This is a genomic window from Streptomyces melanogenes, from assembly GCF_014649795.1.
Lineage (GTDB): Bacteria > Actinomycetota > Actinomycetes > Streptomycetales > Streptomycetaceae > Streptomyces > Streptomyces noboritoensis.
In genome coordinates, this window is the sequence record NZ_BMTS01000017.1 from 116,148 (window position 1) to 134,151 (window position 18,004).

Here is an 18,004-nt window from a genome sequence, read left to right on the forward strand (position 1 = left end):
GGTACCGGTGGAACCGTGACGGTCTGACCCACGTCCTCGTGCCCGGCACGGGGACGCGGCGACCGGGCGGTGTGGTCAGCGATCGTGGAGAAGGGCGACGGCTTCGGCGAAGTCGGCGTGCGCGGGTTCGAAGGATCGTGCCGCGACGAGGAACATGGACCGGTCGGTGAGGGCGCGGGCGAGGCGTGCGGGGTGGCCGGGCAGGCGGCGGGCGAGCGTCACCCCCTCGTCGAAGTAGGGCGTGAACCGCTCCTCGAACAGGTAGGGGTGGCGGCCTTCGCGGACGGCAGCGCGGATGTTGATCCTGCGTTGGACGTCGACCAGCTCGGGCAGCCGGTCGGCCTCGCGCAGTCTCGCCGCCTCCTCTTCGAGGCCGGGCAGCATGCCGAGAAAGCCGTCCCGCACGTCGCGCGACCATCCGAGGTCCGTGCCGAACGGCGGCATCGGGGACTCGGCGCTCGCGGCGGGTTCGGCTGCCCGCCCCGACAGGACGAAGAGGGTCCTCCACCACCCGAGGATGCAACTCCAGTTCTCCGGCTCGCCCGTGGCCGCGAGCTCCTTGAGGACACTCAGGGCCTCTCGCCGGGCGGCCGCGGCACCCGCCGCGTCCCCGGCGGTCTCCCGCATCCGGGAGAAGTGCACCAACTCCCAGGTGAGTATCGCCAGAGCAGTGCGCTGTTCGGCGGCCTTGCAACGGGTCTCCTCCAGGAGCTCGTGGAAGACGGCCGATGCGGCGTCGTGCAGCCCGGCGCCCTCCAGGTTCGCCGCCCACCGCACCCTGGTCCAGAAGGAGTGCTCGGGGATCCCGTTGCGGGCAGCCTCTTCGTCGAGCTCGGCGGCCTCCCTGAAGCGACCCTCCTCGGCCAGCACGCTCGCCAGGGGATCGCTCCGGCCGGCCTCGGCCAGCTCCTCACAGACTGCGCGTCCCTCCGCCCTGCGCCCGAGAGCGAACAAGGAGGCCTGGTAGGCGTCCAGGGCTCGGCGCAACTGCTCCGCCCGGTTCGGCTCCCCGGCCTCGATCCGGCGAGCGGCCCGGGTGGCCTCAGCAGCCAGCGCGACGTCCACCTTCGGATCCCGACTGTCGTAACACAGCGCGAGCAGGGCGTCGACCAGCTTCGGCACGTACGCCTTGGGACTCACCTCGGCCAGAACCCGGTACGCGCCGACCAGTTCGGCCCGGCTCGGCCGACCGGACCCCAGCAGCAGCACGCGGGCCCGAAGCACCGCGTCGTGATCGATCGTCACCATTCCCCCTGTCTCCGGATGACGCACGAAGGAGATTCTGAGCGGCGGGGAACGGACCGGACAAGCCTCGCGAACTGTGCGTTCCGTCCTACGAAAAACGGCGCTGACCTGTCATGATGGACATGCTTTCACCCTGTCAGAGCCCGCCGCCACGCCGATCGCACTCTGCCCCGCGGGGAGGTCTCCTGGCTGCGGACGGAGTACCGGCTGACCGACCTCGGAAGCAACCGGGTGAAGTCAGCGCGGCCCGAGGGTCCTCAGGCCTCCGTGAGCGCCGCCAGGGCACGGTCCATCGCGGCGTTGAACTCTTCCGGCGTCAGCGGCAGCCGGGACTTGACGTCCCGGCTCCACTGGTCGGCGAGGACCTCGCCCAGGCTCGCTTCGACACCGTCGAGCGCCGCGTCGGCCAGGTCCGATGGCGCGAGCTTGGCCACGGGCCAGCCCGCAGCCATGTCGGTGTCGGCCAAGCCGAGGTGTACCGCTGTCACGAGCGTGCCCTGCCCGGCGAGCTCCAGGCGGACGCCGTTGGTCATGGCCCAGGCTGCGGCCTTGCTCAGGTGGTAGGCATTGGCGCCCTTGCCCCCGAACCACGACATGGCGGAGAGGACATTGACGATCCCGCCCCCGCCGTTCGCAGCGAGCGCCGGCGCGAACTCCCGGATCATACGCAGATGGCCGAACACGTTGGTCTCCAGCTCGTGCCGCACCGCGTCCAGCGAACCGGCCACCAGGTCGGTCCCCGTCTGGATCCCCGCGTTGTTGACGAGCAGCGAGACGTCCGGGGCGGCCTGAGCGGCGGCCCGGACGGATGCGGGATCGGCGATGTCCAGGGGCAGCACCTCGGCCCCGGGCAGGTCCACGGTGTCCGGCCGGCGGGCCGTCGCGTAGACCTTGCGGGCACCTCGTTCGAGCAGGCGCTGGGCGAAGGCGCGGCCCAGGCCGCGGTTGGCTCCGGTGACAAGGGCGACTGAGTTGTTGAGGTCCATGCCCGGTACGCTAAAACCTGACGTTGACGTCAGAGGCAAGTGCCGGTCGTCGGGACCGGGGTGAAAGGAATCACCATGACCGTCACGGAGGCCGCGGCCGAGCGGCTGGTCCGCATCGGCGAGGTGGCACGGGGTGCCGGCGTCTCCGTACGCGCCGTGCGCTACTACGAGCAGCAGGGGCTGCTCATCGCGGAGCGCAGCCCATCCGGTCAGCGCCTCTACCGGCAGGACGCCATCCCCCTGGTCCGCTTCTTCCAGCAGATGTTCGCCGCCGGCCTGACCAGCCGAAGGATTACGGAACTCCTGCCGTGTTGGGACTCCGGGCACACCGACGCCGAGCAACGAGCCATGCTGCGCGCCGAGCGCGACCGTATCCAGGCCAAGGTCGACGACTTGCAGGCCGCCCTGGACCGCCTCGACGAGGTCATCGCCATCACGGACACGCACCCGTAGGCGCGGTCGGTCGGACACGGAGTTCGGGCGGCTGGGTCGCTTCAGATCAGAAGCCGTTGAAGTAGAGGAGTGACGCCCTGATGGGCAGTTCCTGTGGTGCGTCTACTTCCACTCGAATCGTCACACTGCCGTCGTCATGGGGCACCACGTTGTGGACGGTAATGCGTCCTCCCCCCAGGAAGGGCTTGTTGTCATCGGGGTTGAGTTCCGTCGCAGAAACGAACACCCGACTGTTGGCGTCAACGTTCGGCTGGCCCAGATCGCGGTTGAAAATTCCCTGGCCGCGGAGAAAGTAGGCAGCAGCTCCCTGCTTTGGGAGGGCGGCGACATCTCCAGTTGGTTCGTTCACGATGGGCTGGATAACTTCAGCATTCTCGTCCCTGTCCACACTCATGGGCTCCGCCTTTCGAATTGACGGGTCGGAGGTAGGGATCGGATCCTTCCCTTACCCGGCAGGCCGGGTGACTCCCCAGTCCACCCGAACTCGGCATCCCTCACTCCCATCCATCCGCCGCTTCATCCGTTCGGCGCAAGCAGAAATGATTCCCCATTGCCCGGGCGGACTTCCCGCCTGGCCGACCTGGAGCGCGCCGCGTTCACCGAGTGCCGTCTCGAGGTGCTCGGCCGCCACCTCCACCTCGCGCGACACGACCACACCACCGGCCACGCCCCGATCTGGTCGAGGTCCGTCAGCGACGCGCGCTGAACGACCCGGGGCGGAGCGAACTGCCGCCCGTGCGACGGAATGGGACTGGCGCGTATCGGCTACTCATGTGAGTGCCACTCTTCAAACATCAAAATAGTCCCTTCGTGTGAAATTCCGTCAATCCGCTTCCGAAATGCAACCGGAGGCGTGGACTCTCGTTCGTGAAGGCGCAGTTCTCGGACTCGGAGAAGTGACTCACCCCAACGACACTGCGGCGCGACCGCAGCGGAAGGAGACCCCATGTTCCCGCTCAAACGCCTGGCGCAACTCGGGGTGACAGCAACTGCGACAACAGCCCTCATCTTCGGACTCTCCGCCAACGCCGAAGCGGCAAACGGCACTTTGACCCTCAGGTATCCCAACGGCGCCACCATTAACGTCACCAACCGGGCCAACTTCATCTGCTTCGCCATCCAGGGAGCGGCGGGGGCAGTCAACAGGACCGACGCAAACGCCTTCTTCTATCCGGATGGGTCCTGCTCCGGCGCGGCGACCCTGGTCGTCCCGCCCAACGGCAGCTCCGAGTTCGCGCCCCAGAACGGCTTGGTCTTCCGCCCTGTAGCCGACGGACAGGCCGGGCCCCACACCTGAGTTCCACTCCAAGCGTTCACCTGAGCCCCCGGCCGAAGAAGGTCAGGGGCTCAACGCTGTGCAGTGGCGTGCCTGGGCCGCAGCCACGCCAACACCCCTGGTTGACCTACGAAAACCACGAAAGTCGAGTCCCGGGCAACCTCTGAGCTCACATCAGGCGTCGATGAGGTGAACGCGCATCGAGGTACGTATCGAGGTACGTACTGACCGGCTTCGCTCCAGGGGCCCTCAGTCGCGGGGCACAAAGACCTCGTTCCGGAATATTTCATTGCATAGGGCGTACAACCGTCCGTTCTCCTCAAGGGTCTTGGTGGGTGTCACGTGCTCCGCCACCACCCGCACTTCCTTCTCCGAGGAGACTCCTTCCATGTCACGCACCCGCGCCCGCACGCCCCGGTTCCGGCTGACCGCCGCCGTCGCCGTCGTCCTGGCCGCCACCACCGTCGGCACGCTCGCCGGCCCGGCCGGCGCCGCAACGGCAACCCCCACCGGTGCGGCCGCAGTCGCGCAACAGGGCGCCAGGGACGGGGTCTTCCCGTTCCTCAACAGCGTCCTCGCGACCGCTGGGCCCAGCGGGTTCCTCGCCGTCCGGACGGACGACGTCGTCTGGACGCGGTACGCGGACGGCTCCACCACCACGTTCCCGAAGAACCCTGCCGTCACCTACCGGGGCGCCGCCGGAGCCGACGTCGTCGTGGCGAGCGAGGGAACCCGCCACACCGTCCACGACATGGCCAAGGGCGGCGACCCGGTCGTCATCGACAGCCCCTACCAGCTGCGCGAGGTCAACGGCTCGACGCTCGTGATGGCCGACCCGGCCACCAAGGAGCTCCACCTCGTGAGCCGGGCACCCGGTGGCGAGGTCGTCGACCGCAAGGTGACGGGGATGCCGGCCGGAGTGCCCTGGGAGTTCTACGGCTCCACGCCCGGTACGGTCGCCGTGCAGACCTCGGCGTCGGACGGCTTCCGTCTCGCCCTGGTCGACGTGGCCACGGCCGCCGCCGTCGAGACGTACGACCTCACCCGCTACAGCAGCTTCGCGCAGGTCACGCCCGACCACGTGCTCTGGGAGTCGGCAACCGGCCAGACCAAGATCGTGGACCGGAAGACCAAGCAGGCCCAGACCCTGCCCTACAGAGCGCAGATCGTCCTGGGCGGCGACTGGCTGGCGATCACGAGCGACGACAAGGTCATCGTCGACGGGGTCACCTACCCCAACAAGCCGATCGTCCTCAAGTCGCTGAAGGACGGCCGCAAGGTCCCGCTCCTCGACCTCGCGAGCCGCGTGGCCGCGGTCGGCGACGGCACACTCCTGGTGTCCGGCGGCACCTTCGCGCAGGGCCAAGGCCTCTTCCGTATCTCGCCCGACGCGGGCGGCACCCCGGTGGCCACCATGATCGGGGACGCGCACAATCCCCTGGAAATGGTCTTGGAGGGGGCGAACGTTCCGAGCGTCTTCCGCTTCGACGGCACCGACAAGCGCGTGACCTGGGAGACCAACCAGCCGGACCTGGGCGTCGCGCTGGAGCTGACCCACGTGGCCACCGGCCGCAAGGTGTCGCTGTGGAGTTACTACGACACCTTCATCGGCTGGAACGGCTACCTCGACCAGATGACCGGCGCCTACAACGGCGCATACACCTGGAAGATGACCGCCCACCCGGCGACCGGGGTCGGCCCCGCCGCCGTGAAGACCGGCACCACCACGGTGGACCGCGGCACCGCGCCGCGCGACTTCAACGACAACGCGCACGCGGACGCCCTCGTCCGCGACAGCTCGGGCAACCTCTCCGCGTACGACCTCAGCCAGCTGCGCGCCATGGGCAACAGCTCCGACTGCCATGAGGAGGGCTGCCCGCCGGTCGTCCACGACCCGAAGCCGGACGTGCTGGGCACCGGCTGGAACACGTACACGCTGATGGCCTCCCCCGGAAACGTGGCGGGTTCAGCCTCGGACGATGTCGTCGGCCGGGACCGCGACGGCGTGCTGTGGCTCCACCGGAGCGACCACCAAAAGCTCCTGCCCCGCACGAAGATAGGCGGCGGCTGGAACGTCTACAACCAGATCACCGGCGGGTCCGACCTGAACGGCGACGGCCGGGGCGATCTCCTCGCCACCGACAAGGATGGCGTGCTGTGGTTCTACGCCTCCACCGGCGACGCCGCCGCCCCCTTCAAGACCCGTCAGAAGATCGGCGGCGGCTGGGACACCTACAACCTCCTCACCGCCCCGGGCAACATCGCGGGCGCCTCCGGCGGCGACCTCCTCGCCCGCGACAAGGACGGCGTCCTCTGGCTCTACCTGGGCAAGGGCGACGGCACCTTCACCGCCCGCCGCAAGGTCGGCGGCGGCTGGCAGAAGTACACCCACATCATCCCGGCGGGCAGGAACGGCAAGGGCGTGGCCGACCTCTACGCCATCGGCGCCTCCGGCTCCGCGCTCTACTCCGGCCGCGACAGCACGACCAGCCCCTTCGAAGCGGCGTACCCCCTGCCCCTGCGCAGCGACTCCACCCGCTTCAGCACCTTCTTCTGACCCTGCCTCACGCCTTCGCCTGTTCCCGGCCGAAGGGGCGCCTCGAACCGGCCGGGCCTCGGGACGCCGCCTGACCGCTGTTGGGGCACCGCCGTGGGCGGTGCCCCTCCCCCCGGAGCCACGTCGAGCGGAGACCACCGTCACGGCGCCTCACGGTGACGATGGTCGCGCCGGCGCTTGCGTCTGGTTCATGTCGCCGATCAGCTGCCACAGCCGCAGCGCCCGGCCTCGGTGCTGGTCTGCCAGGTGGTGGTCGCCGGCGGCTGCGGCCAGGTCGCCGATCAGTTGCCAGCAGGTGGCCTCGTCCTGGCGGTCGCCGTGGCGGTGGAACAGACCCGCCGCGCGCTCCAGCGCCGGACTCGCCCGGTCCCGGTCGTGCTGACCGGCGTACACGCGGCCGACTTCCAGGAGCGCGTACGCGGCGCACCGCTCGTCGGCCAGTTCCTCGAACGTGGCCAACGCCTGCCGCAGGCAGCGCAGCGCCTCGTCGGGATTGCCGCGCCGATCGTGCAGGCGGCTGAACCGCCGCAGCACGACGGCCACCCGATGCCCATCGCCCAGCGCCCTGGCCTGGCTCAGGGCCCCGTCGAACCAGAACCCCGCCTCGTCGAGTTCGCCCTGCATGAGCTTCATCACGGCCATGGAGCAGGACAGTTGCGCTTCGATGTGCCGGTCGCCCTCACCGGCCGCGATGGCCAGCGCGCGCTCGACCCGTTCGAGGGCTTCGTCGTCCCGGCCCTGTACCCGGCTGACCGTACTCAGCATGGCCATCGAAAGCGCCTCGCCGCGTTTGTCCCCACCGTCCTGGCACAGTCCGAGGGAGGACTCCAGGGCGTGGGTGGCCCGGTCGAACTCATCCTGATAGATGTGTAGTTGGCCAAGCCCGCGTAGCAGCACCGATGCGCCGCGCGCGTTGCCGGCGGCCTGCGCCGCGTCCAGCGCGAGCCGGTGCCCGTGCTGCCAGTCCTGGTACAGACACCGGTGGTCGTAGTAGGTCGCCGCGCCGGCCGCCAGCTCCCAGGCCAACTCGTCCAGGCCCCAGTCCACGGCCAGTTTCACCACGCCGAGCAGGTTGTCGCGTTCGGTGTCGAACCAGCCGGCCGGGTCCGCTAAAAGCCGGTCCACGACCCCGTCGGGCAGCGAACGGCGCGGCGCCAGACCAGGAGGGGTGGCCAGCAGCCCGCCCGGCAGCCGATCGGTACCGCGCCCGATCAGATCAAGCCAGACGGACAGCACCCGGATGATCGCGGCCCGCTTGTCCGCCGTCGGCAGCGGGGCGGCGATCTCCACGGCACAGGTCCGGATCAGGTCGTGCAGCCGGTAGCGCGGCTCGCCGAGGGCGTCGGTGGCGGTCAGCCGGACCAGGCTGGCGTCGACGAGGGTGTCCAGCACCTCCTCGCCGTCCGCGCGGTCCAGAAGCGGACCGACCACCCAGCCGGGCAGGGTGTAGGCGCCGAGCAGACCCAGCAGGCTCAGCGCGCGCACCGCGTCGGCCGACAGCAGCCGCAGACTCAGCTCGACGCTGGCTCGTACGCTGAGGTCCCCGATCCTCAGCTCGGCCAGCCGCCGTGACTCATCCTCGATACGTTCCCGCAGCACCCGCAGCGACCAGGCCGGGCGGCCCGTGAGCTTGCCGCTGGCGATCCGGATGGCCAGCGGCAGGTTGCCGCAGCAGTCCAGGATCGCGTCGGCCTCCCCCGGCTCCCGCTCGACCCGCTGCCGCCCGACGATTCCGGTGAACAACTCCCGCGCCTCCGCCGGGCTCAGCACGTCCAGGTCGATGTGCCGAGCGCCGGGAAGCTGCGTCAGCAGGGTGCGGCTCGTGATCAACACGGCACAACCGTCCGCCGCGGGCAGCAAAGGCAGCACCTGATCGGCGTGACCGGCGTCGTCCAGCACCACCAGCATGCGACGGTCGGCCAGCAACGACCGGTAGAGCGCGGCCCGCTCGGACAGGCCGTTGGGGATCGCGCTGCCGGCGATCGAGAGCGCGCGCAGCGCCTCGGCCAGCATCAGCCCCGGGTCCCGCGGCTCGTCCGACGTCGCCGCGAGGTTGAGGTAGAGCTGGCCGTCGGGGAAGGCGGCGCTCGCCAGCCGCGCAGCGTGCGTCACCAGGCTGGACTTGCCGACACCGGGGCCGCCCACGATGACGGCCACCGGGGCCCGGTTCACCGCCGACCCGTCGAGCAGTCCGGCGATCTCGGCCAGCGCCTCGGCCCGGCCCACGAAGTCGGCGACGTCGAGAGGAAGTTGGCGCACCGGCATCGCCATGTCCGGCCGGGCGGCCGCCGCGCCGGGGCTCGCCGGTAGTACGTCTAAGGAACGGCTTTCCTGGACCGGAGCCGCCAGGGTGGGATCTGCCGTGAGGATACGCTGGTGCAGTGCCTGGAGCGGCGGGGTGGGATCGACCCCGAGTTCCTCGGCCAGTGTCCGACGCAGCCGCTCGTACACCTGCAGTGCCTCGCCTTGTCGCCGACATCGGTAGAGGGCGACTATCAGGTGTTCGGCGACATGCTCGTCGAAGGGGTCCTCACGGAGCAGAGCGGTCAGCTCCTCGATGACCTCGCGATGACGCCCCAGGTCAAGTTCGACGGCCAGGCACTGTTTGTGCGTGGCCGCGCGTTTCTCGTTCAGCCGTGCCGCGTCGATCTCCAGGACCCCGCTGGAGATGTCGGCCAGGGCCTTCCCGCGCCAGCAGGCCAGCGCCCGCCGCAGCGCGGCCGCCGTCTCGAACGGAACCGTGTGCCCTTCGGCGAGGGACCGCTCGTGGTCGAACTCCAGCAGGTCGAGCTGGTGCCGGGCCAGGTGGATCTCATAGCCGCCGCGCCGGGTGCTGATCAGGGAGTCGGGCGCTCCGCATGCTGCGAGGTTGCGGCGCAGCCCGGAGACAGCGTCCTGGATCTGACGGACCGCGGTGGCGGGCGCGTTCTTGTCCCACATCACGGCGACCAGCCGTTCCCTGGGGACGATGTTGTTGGCCTCGAGCAGAAGTGCCGCCAGCATCTTGGCCTGCCTCGGCCCGTTGAACCGGACCGCCTGTCCGCTGATCTGGGCGTGTAACGGCCCCAGCACGCCGAATCTCATGCATCCCCCGGCACGTGAAGATTGACGCCGACCCCCTGGCTGACCTTGCGTTAGGACGAATCTAGGACGACCGACGGACCCACGTCCATACGCTCACCGTAGAGGTGCTCACCGAACGGCGGGATGTTCCCCCAGGGTCCAGAAGGAGAAGTGTCTTGAACCTGCCTAGGACGTTTCTCGCTGGGATCGCCTACGACCGTCCATACATTGGGCGCACATCCGGCTCGACTTCTACAGGATGAGCCCGGGGGAAGCGGCGCGGTCAGGCACTCGAGGTGCACGGCGCAACCGCCTGCCACCGATACCACGAGCAAGCAAGCGGATCGCTCGCGACTTCCTCACCGCCGCGGCGGCCCAGAACTGCCCCCAACACAGACAAGGATCACCATGAGAATGCGATTCAAGGCCTCGCTGGCCGCCGCAGTTGCCACCGGCGCGCTGGTACTCGGCGGCACCGGCACCGCCAACGCTTCGGTGAACTGGGACTTCAAGTTCATCCAGAGCGGCAAGGACGGCTACGGCCTCTACAACAACTACGACAGCTATGTACTCCAATCGACGCTGACCCAGAAGCCGACCTCGCCGTCCATCAACACCTGGCGCATCGTGTCCGTCGCCCCCGACACGGGCTACCCCAACGTCCAGATCAGGAACGACGCCACCGGACGGTGCATGCGCGCGATGAGCTCCAGCTCGGTCCAGATGAAGTCCTGCGACTCCAAGGACCCCTACGAGATCTGGGCCATGACGAGCACCTCGGTCGGTACCCAGTTCTTCAACTTCGGCGTGCGTTCCTGCCTGGACGAAGGCAACGGACACCCCTACCTCTTCCACGAGGAAGGCTGCAACGCCACCAACCCGTACCAGGGCTGGATCCTGTACTGACCCACCATGGCTGGTGACGCAAGTGACCGTGCCGGTCCTGGCCGGTACTCGAAGTCCGCTTCCCCGTCGCCATCGTCGCCGCTGAAGGTGAACTCCTCCAGCAGGCACTGGAACCGGAGGGTGACCTGACCTGGCCGGTCGTCGGCGTGGACCCCGTCAAACGCGCCACCAGCGCCCCCACATCCGGCTAGCAGCTGACCGCACTGGGCTTCGGGCGGACGAAGACGGAACGGGTGCCCGACAAGCTGCACTCCGGCACCTTCACGGTGGCTTCGGTCAACGTCGCTGCCCTCGCTCTGAATTCCTCCGGCGGAGCGGTCATCTGCCAGGGGGACGCGGGCGGGCCCGCGCTTCGGGTGAAGGACGGCGGTGTCGAGCTGGCGGCCGTCCACTCGCGTTCCTGGTGGGGCGGCTGCCTGGGCTCCAGCGCAGCCGAGACCCGCACGGGCGCGGTCGACACCCGCGTCGACGACGTGGCCGCATGGATCGACCGAACAGTCGCCCAGGCAGCCACCGAACGCGTCGTGACCATCGAAACGGGGCGCATCCCGGGCACTTACGACGGCACCACCGGGTGCACCCACATCTTCCCCGGAGCCAGAACCGGCCTCTTCCTCTGCGGCTCCACCTACACCCACGCCGTGTGGAACGACGGCCGGAGGCTCTGTTGCTGGTCGGCCGGGCCGACTCCAGGCTCGCGGACCAGTTGAGTACTGTGCCGGTCGCGTTGAGGCCGTTCTCCGCCGTTTTGCCACAAGAGCTGGGACAGCGCGTGCTGGGTCCTGGTCTGATTCGTTCGTCAGTTCGCCCGCCACCGGGGCGGGCCAGGAATGCGAACCGCGCGGCAGGCTCCTGAACCGGCCTGCCGCGCAGATCAGAGGGCGGGCATGCGCAGGGCGGGACGACCGCAGGGGCAACTCAAGGGCGGGACAGCAGAGGCCAATGCCTTGGCTCAGTTCGTGCGTGACATCACGGTCGGGCGTTCGGTCAGGGCACTGGCTCAGCGATACCGGCTCGGCAAAACCACATGGAGCGAGTACCGCTCGGCGGAGAAGATCATTCCGTGGCACTGGCTGGAACAGCTCGTCCAGGACGTGTCGGAAGACGCCCGTGTCCGCTCTCAACTGCTGGCCCAGGCAAGGCAGCTACACACGGCAGCCACGCGAACCGCCGTCACGTACGAGCAACGGGCCACCGACGACACAACCGCCACCAGACCGTGGCTGCCTTGGCATCAGGACAGCCCGGCACGGCTGACCGAACAACGTCCGGCACCAGCGGGGACAGGTCCACTCACCCCTGCGACCACAGATCCCGGTCAACAGACTCGCCATGGCACGGACCGCCTCCCGGTGCTGCGGAGGAGAACTACGACCGCACTGGTTCGGGCGAGAGCAGGTCTGCCTGAGCCGGGCCGTGAGGTGACGCCTTCGATCGCGGGGGCCTCGATGCACCCAACGGTCCACATCGCTCGCCTGGAGGCAGCCGCCGACGGCACCTCTCTCGTGCGTGGCGAGGTCCTGAGCGTAGTGGACACCTCCCGCTCGGCCAGTGTTGCTTTACGGCCGGAACCTCCCAGACCCGTCCCCCACCCGCAAGGCCGCGCACGACGCCTCGCACTGCCTCCAGGCGGCACAGCCACTTCAGCCACGCGTCCCTGGCGCTTGAGGGCCGGCTCCGTCCTGGCCGTCGCGCTGCTGCTGGTAGCCGTCGGCGTACTTCTCGGGGTCCGACTCAGCACACCGGCCACCAGCAACTGGTCCAATGCGCCCGGCACGACCGACTCCATGGCACCACCGCCACAGGTATCCGCGCCCTCGGTCCAGGCCCCGCCACCACTCCCGTCACCGACGGCAGACACCTCAGCGCCCTCCGCTTCGCCGCCGCCTGCTTCCCCGTCCGCTGAGCGACAATCCACGCGCGAGGCGGATCGACGCGAGTCCGGCAATGTTTTCGCAACTCCCCCGCCGGAGTCCCCGACCTCGACCACCGGCCAGACCGTTCCGTCCGCTCCCCCGGGCACTCTCTACGCGATCGCTCCCGACCACCGCAGCATCCGGCAATGGCAGGGACACGGCACCGCCTGGAGCCGGATCGGAGGAGCAGCCGACCGCATCCTCGCCGGACAGGCGGGCCTGTTCGCCGTGGACTCGGACAGCAAACAACTGCTCGGCTATCTGGGCACGCCAGGCAGATGGGCCCCGGTCAGCGAGCCCGCCGCAGAGTTCGCCATGAGCGGCAACCAGCTCTATCGCATAGCCGCAGACCACAGCGCGGTCCATCGCTGGGACGGCTCCGGAGCAACCTGGACCGTCATCGGAGGTCCGGCCAGCCACTTGTACGGCGGTGGCGCGGGCCTCTTCGCCACCCACCCAGGCGATGGCCGCATCTACCGCTACGACAGCGGCGCCAACTTCTGGCCCTACGTCGGCAACGCCGGTGCCGACTTCGCGGTGACCGGCCGTCATCTGTACGGGCTGACACCCGACCGGAGTGAAATCTTCCAGTGGAACGGGGGCGCGAGTTCGTCATGGTTCCGCGTCGGCGGACCCGCCACCTCTCTCCACGCGAGCCCGGGACACGTATTCGCCACGACTCCCGATCACGGCAAGCTTCTGCGCTATGCCGACAGTCCGGAGTCCTGGGCGCCCGCCAGTGAAGCGGGCGCCGACTTCACCATCACCGCCGACCACATTTTCCGTTTGTCGCCCGACCGCAGCGCCGTCTTCCAAGGCTCCACCCGCTCCCCCGGCACCTGGACGCAAATCGGCGGTCCGGCTGCCGCGGTGGCAGCGAGCCAATGACGGGGATCCCGCTCCCGCACCCGGCAGTTGGGCCCGCCCCGCAATACCGGCCGGAGCGGTCCCGTCCCGCGGAGGCGCCAATTCCTGGGCTACGTCAGCACCAGCCTCCACCGAGGTGGGAGAACGCCTTCCAGGCAGCCCTGGTCTTGGGCCCGGCACTGCCGTCGATGCCGCCGGTGTCGTAGCCAAGAGCGGTGAGGAAGCGCTGGAGGCCGCGGATGGTGTTGGGGCCGACCTCGCCGTCGACGGTTCCGGCGTTGTATCCGCCATCGTTGAGGAAACGCTGCCAGGCCTTCCAGCTGTTGGAGCCGAGCTGGCCGTCAATCGCACCGGGGTTGAATCCGGCGTCGCGGACATAGCACTGCACGCTCTTGGCTTCGCTGGTGCTGAGGCCGAGGTTGTTCACGGCCTGGATGGTGACGATCTGAGTGGGCACCTGCTGGGCGGGCGCGGCGGTGGCTGTAGCCGCGCCGGCGAGGGTGCCGGTCAGACCGAGGACCAAACCGGCGGCCGCGAGGCCGACAGCGGCCTTTGCGCGCATGAGCATGATGTTCCCCTTCTTCCGAATGGGTGGTCGCCCGGGGTTGACCACATGCAGGCAGGGGTCTATCAGCACCGGTCGAGGCAGGTCGAGACCTGTGCAGAGGGTTGCCCGTCAAATCAGCCCGCCAAGAACCTGACCGATGTATTGGCTGGTCGCAGGCATCTGGCAACCACGAACGCCAAGGTGAGAACGGGAGAAGGTCTCGTGAGAAGGGATACGAGTGACCGCTTGTAGCTCATCACGTCACGCTTCACGCTCGCGGAAATGGCCGTTTGCTCCTCCCGCAGGCAGTGAGGGTGTGACGTCCCGCGAGATCTTGGAGGGTTGGTGCCACGACTGGTCCGGCGAACGGCAGTGGCTGGACAGTACTGCCGGGGACCTGACTGTCGAGCGCGATGAGCCCGTCAGGGTCGGCTTCCGTCGGGGAACAGCGCCTGCAGGGAGGCCGCTGCGTCCTTGAGCCGCCGGGCCTGCTCAAGGGTCTCGTCCCTGTCGTAATCCGAAGCGGGGTAGCAGAACCCTGCCTGCGTGTAGAGCGCCCCGAAGTCCGGCATCGCCGGGAACGTCAGACATCCCCCGGGGGCCGTAACGGCCGGAAGGTCGACGGCTCGCGCTTCCTTCACCCACGCGACGGCTTCCTCGCAGACATCCTGGGCCTTGTGCTTGACCCACCCCGGCGCACCGGCCTCCGGCGCCGCCTTGATCATGGCGTGGAGGTGGGACACCTGCGTGTCCATCTCCGACAGGATCTTCCTCGCACGCGCATTGACGTCCGGCTCAATCATGTTGATCTCCTTCGGCTGGGGCCTGATCAACGCGGCGGGAGCGGCGGAGTCACCACCACCCCGGGGGTTCCACTCCTCTACCGGAACGGGCCCGTGGCCGCCGCCAGTCCAGTTGTGGCGGTCCGGCACCACTGAGGCCGGGATGTTGCCTTTACAAGCCTCTGGCCAGCACGCTCACAGAGCAGCCTGGCCAGCCCTGGCCGCCACCCCGCGCATCAGCCGACCTGCCCGGTCAGTGCCGAAAGTTCCACACTCCGCCAGACGACAGATGATGTCCCGGCCGCGAGGGCGCCGCTTCGGCCGCCGACCGGCCGGTTCGCGCAGGCACTCTGGCGTCACGCCTGTCCACGGCTCTACCGTGGCACCGGGACACACCCGCACCACAGTTCGCACGATTTGTCATGACCGCGCCATTCCTGCCCATCATTCACCACACCCCGTGACCTTGATGACTCCAGGCAAGAGGTGAGCCATGTTCGTGCACCGCAGACGCCCGCGCCGACCACGTCGACTGCGCCGGCTCAGTGTCGTCACCCTGCTCCTCGGCGTCGTCGCAGCCGTCGCGGCCGGGCCCGCCCGCGCGACGCCGGATGCCGCACCCTGGGGCCCGCCCCTGGTCCGGCCAGTCGACCCTCAGCACTGGCGCAACCCCGACGACATGACCTGGGCCGAATACCGCTCCGTCCCGGGCACAGACTGGGCGAACCCCAACCGCCAGCCCACCAAGCGCAAATTCAAAGGCGCCCTCGTGCTGCTGGACTACTCCGACGAGGACTTCTCGGTCACCAAGCCCGCCGGCGCCGCCAAGTTCGGCAATCCGCTGCCCAGCGCGTCCGGCATACCCCGCGCCCAGGTCCCCAAGTTCTACGAGGACTTCCTCAACAAGCCCGGCACGCTCAACCACGGCCACACCATCAACGAGTACTGGATGGAGGATTCCGGCGGCCGCTTCGGCGTCGGACTGACCGCCTTCGGCGCCTACCGCATGCCGGGCAAGTCCTACCAGTACGGCATCGAGCCCGGCATGAACCCCGGCGCCTGCCCCGTGGGCGACACCTGCGGCAAGGACATCCGCGCCGACGGCAAACGGGCCTGGGTCGCCGACGTGGGCGCCGGCAAGGCCGCCGAGTTCGACTTCGTCTTCTACCTCACCGCCGGAGTGGACGAGTCCTCCGCCTGGCAGGAGTTCGGGCAGATGAAGTTCGCCTCCGCCCAGTCCGTGCCGGCCGCCTGGGGACCACCGTCCCCCATCGCTTCCGGACTGAACTCGGCACAGACCCGCTATGTGCCCTGGACGTCCTGGCAGGCGGCCGCCCGTATCTGGCCCAACGCCGCGAACGGCTCCTCTACCCAGGCCGAGAGCTCCGGCATGGCCACCTTCGCCCATGAACTCAGCCACATCCTGGGCATCGGCGACAACTACAACAACCCCTACGGGACACCCCTCAGCCGCGCCTACACCGGCATCTGGGGCATGCTCTCGCGCGGCACGTTCAACGGCCCCGGCGGGCCGCACACCCGCTGGCAGATACCCGCCACCGCGGGCGGCTCCATGGGCGCCCAGCACGTTCTGCGTGACAAGCTCAAACTCGGCATGGTCGACGAGAAGAACGTCCTGCGCCTGGACCGCGACGCCCTCAAGGACTCCGGCCCCGTCGTCGCCCGCGTCACCGCCCGCTCCGCCCCGCCGGGAGAGAAAGGGCTCACCGGCGTCAACATCACCATGGCCCGCGACCTGTCACCGACCTGCGACCGGGCCACCGACCCGCTGTGCGACGGCGGCGGCTACGACAACTACACCGTCGAGGTCGTCGACCGCATGGGCATGGACTCCTTCACACCGGACAGCGGCGTCCTCCTGACCAAGACCAAGAACGCCGACCGCGCGCCGTTCGCCTGGGTGATCGACGCCCACCCCGAAGACATCAACCTGGTGGACTTCACCCGCCCCGACGGCACCCTGCAGAAGATCACGATGGGCGACTACCGGCAGCTCAGCGACGCACTCTTCCACGCGGGGGCCAACTCCGGCAGCTCGTACGAGTACGTCGACACGGCCAATCGGCTGCACTTCTATGTCCTCAACGTGCGGCGCGACGCCACCGGCGTGCTCTCGTACGACATCGGCATCAAGTCCCTGGACGGAGTCGGCCCGCAGACCCGCGCGGTCGCCCTCGGCAAGGGCTCCGTCACGAGCGCGCCCGCCACGGGCCAGGCCGTGTGCACGTTCAACCTCGCCAACACCGGGCAGTCCGACCCGCACAACCAGCCGCACCTGTCCTCCGACATCTACCGCCTGACCGCCACGACCTCCGCACGTGGCTGGTCGGCCTGGCTCCCCAACAGCCTCGCCACCGCGGCCGCCGGCACCTCCGTCCCCGTCGACGTCGCCGTCACCGCGAAGCCGGGCGCCGAACGCACCGGCGCCGTCGTCCTCACCGCCCGCTCGGAAAGCGACCCGACCAAGACAGCCCAGGCCACCTGCTCACTGCCGAAACCGGGCAGGTGACCTCTCCCGCACAGGGCGTGGGGTGACCGAGCCACATCCGGCCCGGTCACCCCACGCCCCGGCAACAGCCGCCGTCCCGAAGGAAGTCAGCCGCTGACTGCCCGCGATCAGCAACGGGGTTGCGAAGGACGGGGACTCCTACGGCACGCACCGTAGGAGTCTCTGCTCCATCGCCGACTGCCCGCCCGAAGTGCTCCGTCGAGGTCTTACGGCGTGGTGCTGTGCGCGATGGGGGCTGTTGCCGCGTGGCGGAGAATGGTGCCCATGCGCGCATCTTTCGAAGGCCCCAAGCCCCGCCGCGTCTCGCCAGGCGAGTACCCCATGTGGGACCTGCCCCTCGCCCTCCTCAACCGGGACCTGGCGGCCACCCTTCCCGAGCAGGAACCCCTGCAACTCCTGGCTCTTCCGGCCTACGCTGCGGACGAGCCGGAAAGCATCTACGTCGCTCCGGCCAACGGCGAGTGGCACGGCAATCACCTGTACCAGGACCCGGCGGACGACCCTGCCTCCGCGCTGGCGACCGTCGCCGATGCCGCGCAGGAGACCGTCACCGAGTGTCTGTGGCAGGCGTGGCCCCTGTGCGCCGAGCACGGCCTGGGCATGCATCCGCGGGATGCGGACGGCCAGTTGTCCTGGTGGTGCGCGGGAGAGCGATTGCGTCGCGGCCCGGCCCATATCCGGGCGGCCGTGGGCACGCTCGACACCCTCGTCCGCCCACATCGCCCCAATCGCAAGCGGCGGAGGGCGAGTTGAGGTCCACGGACCCCCGACGACGCGTACGTCGAAGCCTCGGCTCCCGGACGTCGACGACAGGGACCACGGCTGCGATGTCAGTCCGCTGAAGTATCCTTCCCGCCACCGCACACCGACTGGGAG

15 protein-coding genes are annotated in these 18,004 nt (G+C 69.1%); 9 read left to right on the forward strand and 6 right to left on the reverse strand.

The features are described 5' to 3' along the window. Positions 1-75: 75 nt before the first annotated feature. Together IE252_RS31095 and IE252_RS31100 are read right to left on the reverse strand one after the other, a co-directional pair. Positions 76-1,248, reverse strand: coding sequence for a hypothetical protein (locus tag IE252_RS31095; RefSeq protein WP_190092757.1), 1,173 nt, complete (start codon positions 1,246-1,248; stop codon positions 76-78). Between the two features lie 254 nt (positions 1,249-1,502). Continuing rightward, positions 1,503-2,231, reverse strand: coding sequence for an SDR family oxidoreductase (locus tag IE252_RS31100; RefSeq protein WP_190092758.1), 729 nt, complete (start codon positions 2,229-2,231; stop codon positions 1,503-1,505). A gap of 75 nt (positions 2,232-2,306) precedes the next feature. Here IE252_RS31100 and IE252_RS31105 point away from each other — a divergent pair, with 75 nt between their 5' ends. Then, entirely contained in the window at positions 2,307-2,684 is a 378-nt protein-coding gene (locus tag IE252_RS31105) for a MerR family DNA-binding transcriptional regulator (protein WP_190092759.1), read from the forward strand. 46 nt (positions 2,685-2,730) lie between these two features. Here IE252_RS31105 and IE252_RS31110 read toward each other — a convergent pair whose 3' ends face one another. After that, complete coding sequence (locus tag IE252_RS31110) at positions 2,731-3,078, reverse strand: hypothetical protein (protein WP_190092760.1); 348 nt, start codon at positions 3,076-3,078, stop codon at positions 2,731-2,733. A gap of 156 nt (positions 3,079-3,234) precedes the next feature. Here IE252_RS31110 and IE252_RS31115 point away from each other — a divergent pair, with 156 nt between their 5' ends. The 3 genes from IE252_RS31115 (at position 3,235) to IE252_RS31125 (ending at position 6,517) form a co-directional block, all read left to right on the forward strand. Beyond that, a complete protein-coding gene (locus IE252_RS31115; RefSeq protein WP_190092761.1) occupies positions 3,235-3,390 on the forward strand; it encodes a hypothetical protein in 156 nt (51 codons plus the stop codon). Between the two features lie 240 nt (positions 3,391-3,630). Next, on the forward strand, positions 3,631-3,981 hold the full coding sequence (locus IE252_RS31120) for a hypothetical protein (RefSeq protein ID WP_190092762.1): 351 nt from the start codon (positions 3,631-3,633) through the stop codon (positions 3,979-3,981). A gap of 367 nt (positions 3,982-4,348) precedes the next feature. Beyond that, complete coding sequence (locus IE252_RS31125; RefSeq protein WP_190092763.1) at positions 4,349-6,517, forward strand: hypothetical protein; 2,169 nt, start codon at positions 4,349-4,351, stop codon at positions 6,515-6,517. A 150-nt stretch (positions 6,518-6,667) separates the two neighbouring features. Here the strand turns inward: IE252_RS31125 and IE252_RS31130 are convergent, their stop codons facing one another. Then, positions 6,668-9,601 (reverse strand): AfsR/SARP family transcriptional regulator, encoded by a 2,934-nt coding sequence (locus IE252_RS31130; protein WP_190092764.1) that lies wholly within the window; start codon positions 9,599-9,601, stop codon positions 6,668-6,670. Positions 9,602-9,988: 387 nt separating this feature from the next. Here IE252_RS31130 and IE252_RS31135 point away from each other — a divergent pair, with 387 nt between their 5' ends. The 3 genes from IE252_RS31135 (at position 9,989) to IE252_RS31145 (ending at position 13,290) form a co-directional block, all read left to right on the forward strand. Continuing rightward, complete coding sequence (locus tag IE252_RS31135) at positions 9,989-10,486, forward strand: ricin-type beta-trefoil lectin domain protein (protein WP_190092765.1); 498 nt, start codon at positions 9,989-9,991, stop codon at positions 10,484-10,486. 203 nt (positions 10,487-10,689) lie between these two features. Continuing rightward, the gene (locus tag IE252_RS31140; RefSeq protein WP_268248436.1) at positions 10,690-11,196 is read left to right on the forward strand and encodes a trypsin-like serine protease; all 507 of its coding nucleotides are present in this window, start codon (positions 10,690-10,692) and stop codon (positions 11,194-11,196) included. Positions 11,197-12,630: 1,434 nt separating this feature from the next. Then, positions 12,631-13,290 (forward strand): hypothetical protein, encoded by a 660-nt coding sequence (locus tag IE252_RS31145; protein WP_190092767.1) that lies wholly within the window; start codon positions 12,631-12,633, stop codon positions 13,288-13,290. A gap of 94 nt (positions 13,291-13,384) precedes the next feature. On the opposite strand, the gene IE252_RS31150 is transcribed toward IE252_RS31145, so the two are convergent. Together IE252_RS31150 and IE252_RS31155 are read right to left on the reverse strand one after the other, a co-directional pair. Beyond that, a complete protein-coding gene (locus IE252_RS31150) occupies positions 13,385-13,837 on the reverse strand; it encodes a peptidoglycan-binding domain-containing protein (RefSeq protein WP_308434577.1) in 453 nt (150 codons plus the stop codon). 401 nt (positions 13,838-14,238) lie between these two features. Beyond that, positions 14,239-14,619 (reverse strand): hypothetical protein, encoded by a 381-nt coding sequence (locus IE252_RS31155; protein WP_190092768.1) that lies wholly within the window; start codon positions 14,617-14,619, stop codon positions 14,239-14,241. A 478-nt stretch (positions 14,620-15,097) separates the two neighbouring features. On the opposite strand from IE252_RS31155, the gene IE252_RS31160 reads away from it, so the two are divergent. Together IE252_RS31160 and IE252_RS31165 are read left to right on the forward strand one after the other, a co-directional pair. After that, positions 15,098-17,128 (forward strand): M6 family metalloprotease domain-containing protein, encoded by a 2,031-nt coding sequence (locus IE252_RS31160; RefSeq protein WP_373298645.1) that lies wholly within the window; start codon positions 15,098-15,100, stop codon positions 17,126-17,128. Positions 17,129-17,392: 264 nt separating this feature from the next. After that, positions 17,393-17,881 (forward strand): hypothetical protein, encoded by a 489-nt coding sequence (locus tag IE252_RS31165; RefSeq protein ID WP_190092770.1) that lies wholly within the window; start codon positions 17,393-17,395, stop codon positions 17,879-17,881. Positions 17,882-18,004: the final 123 nt, after the last annotated feature.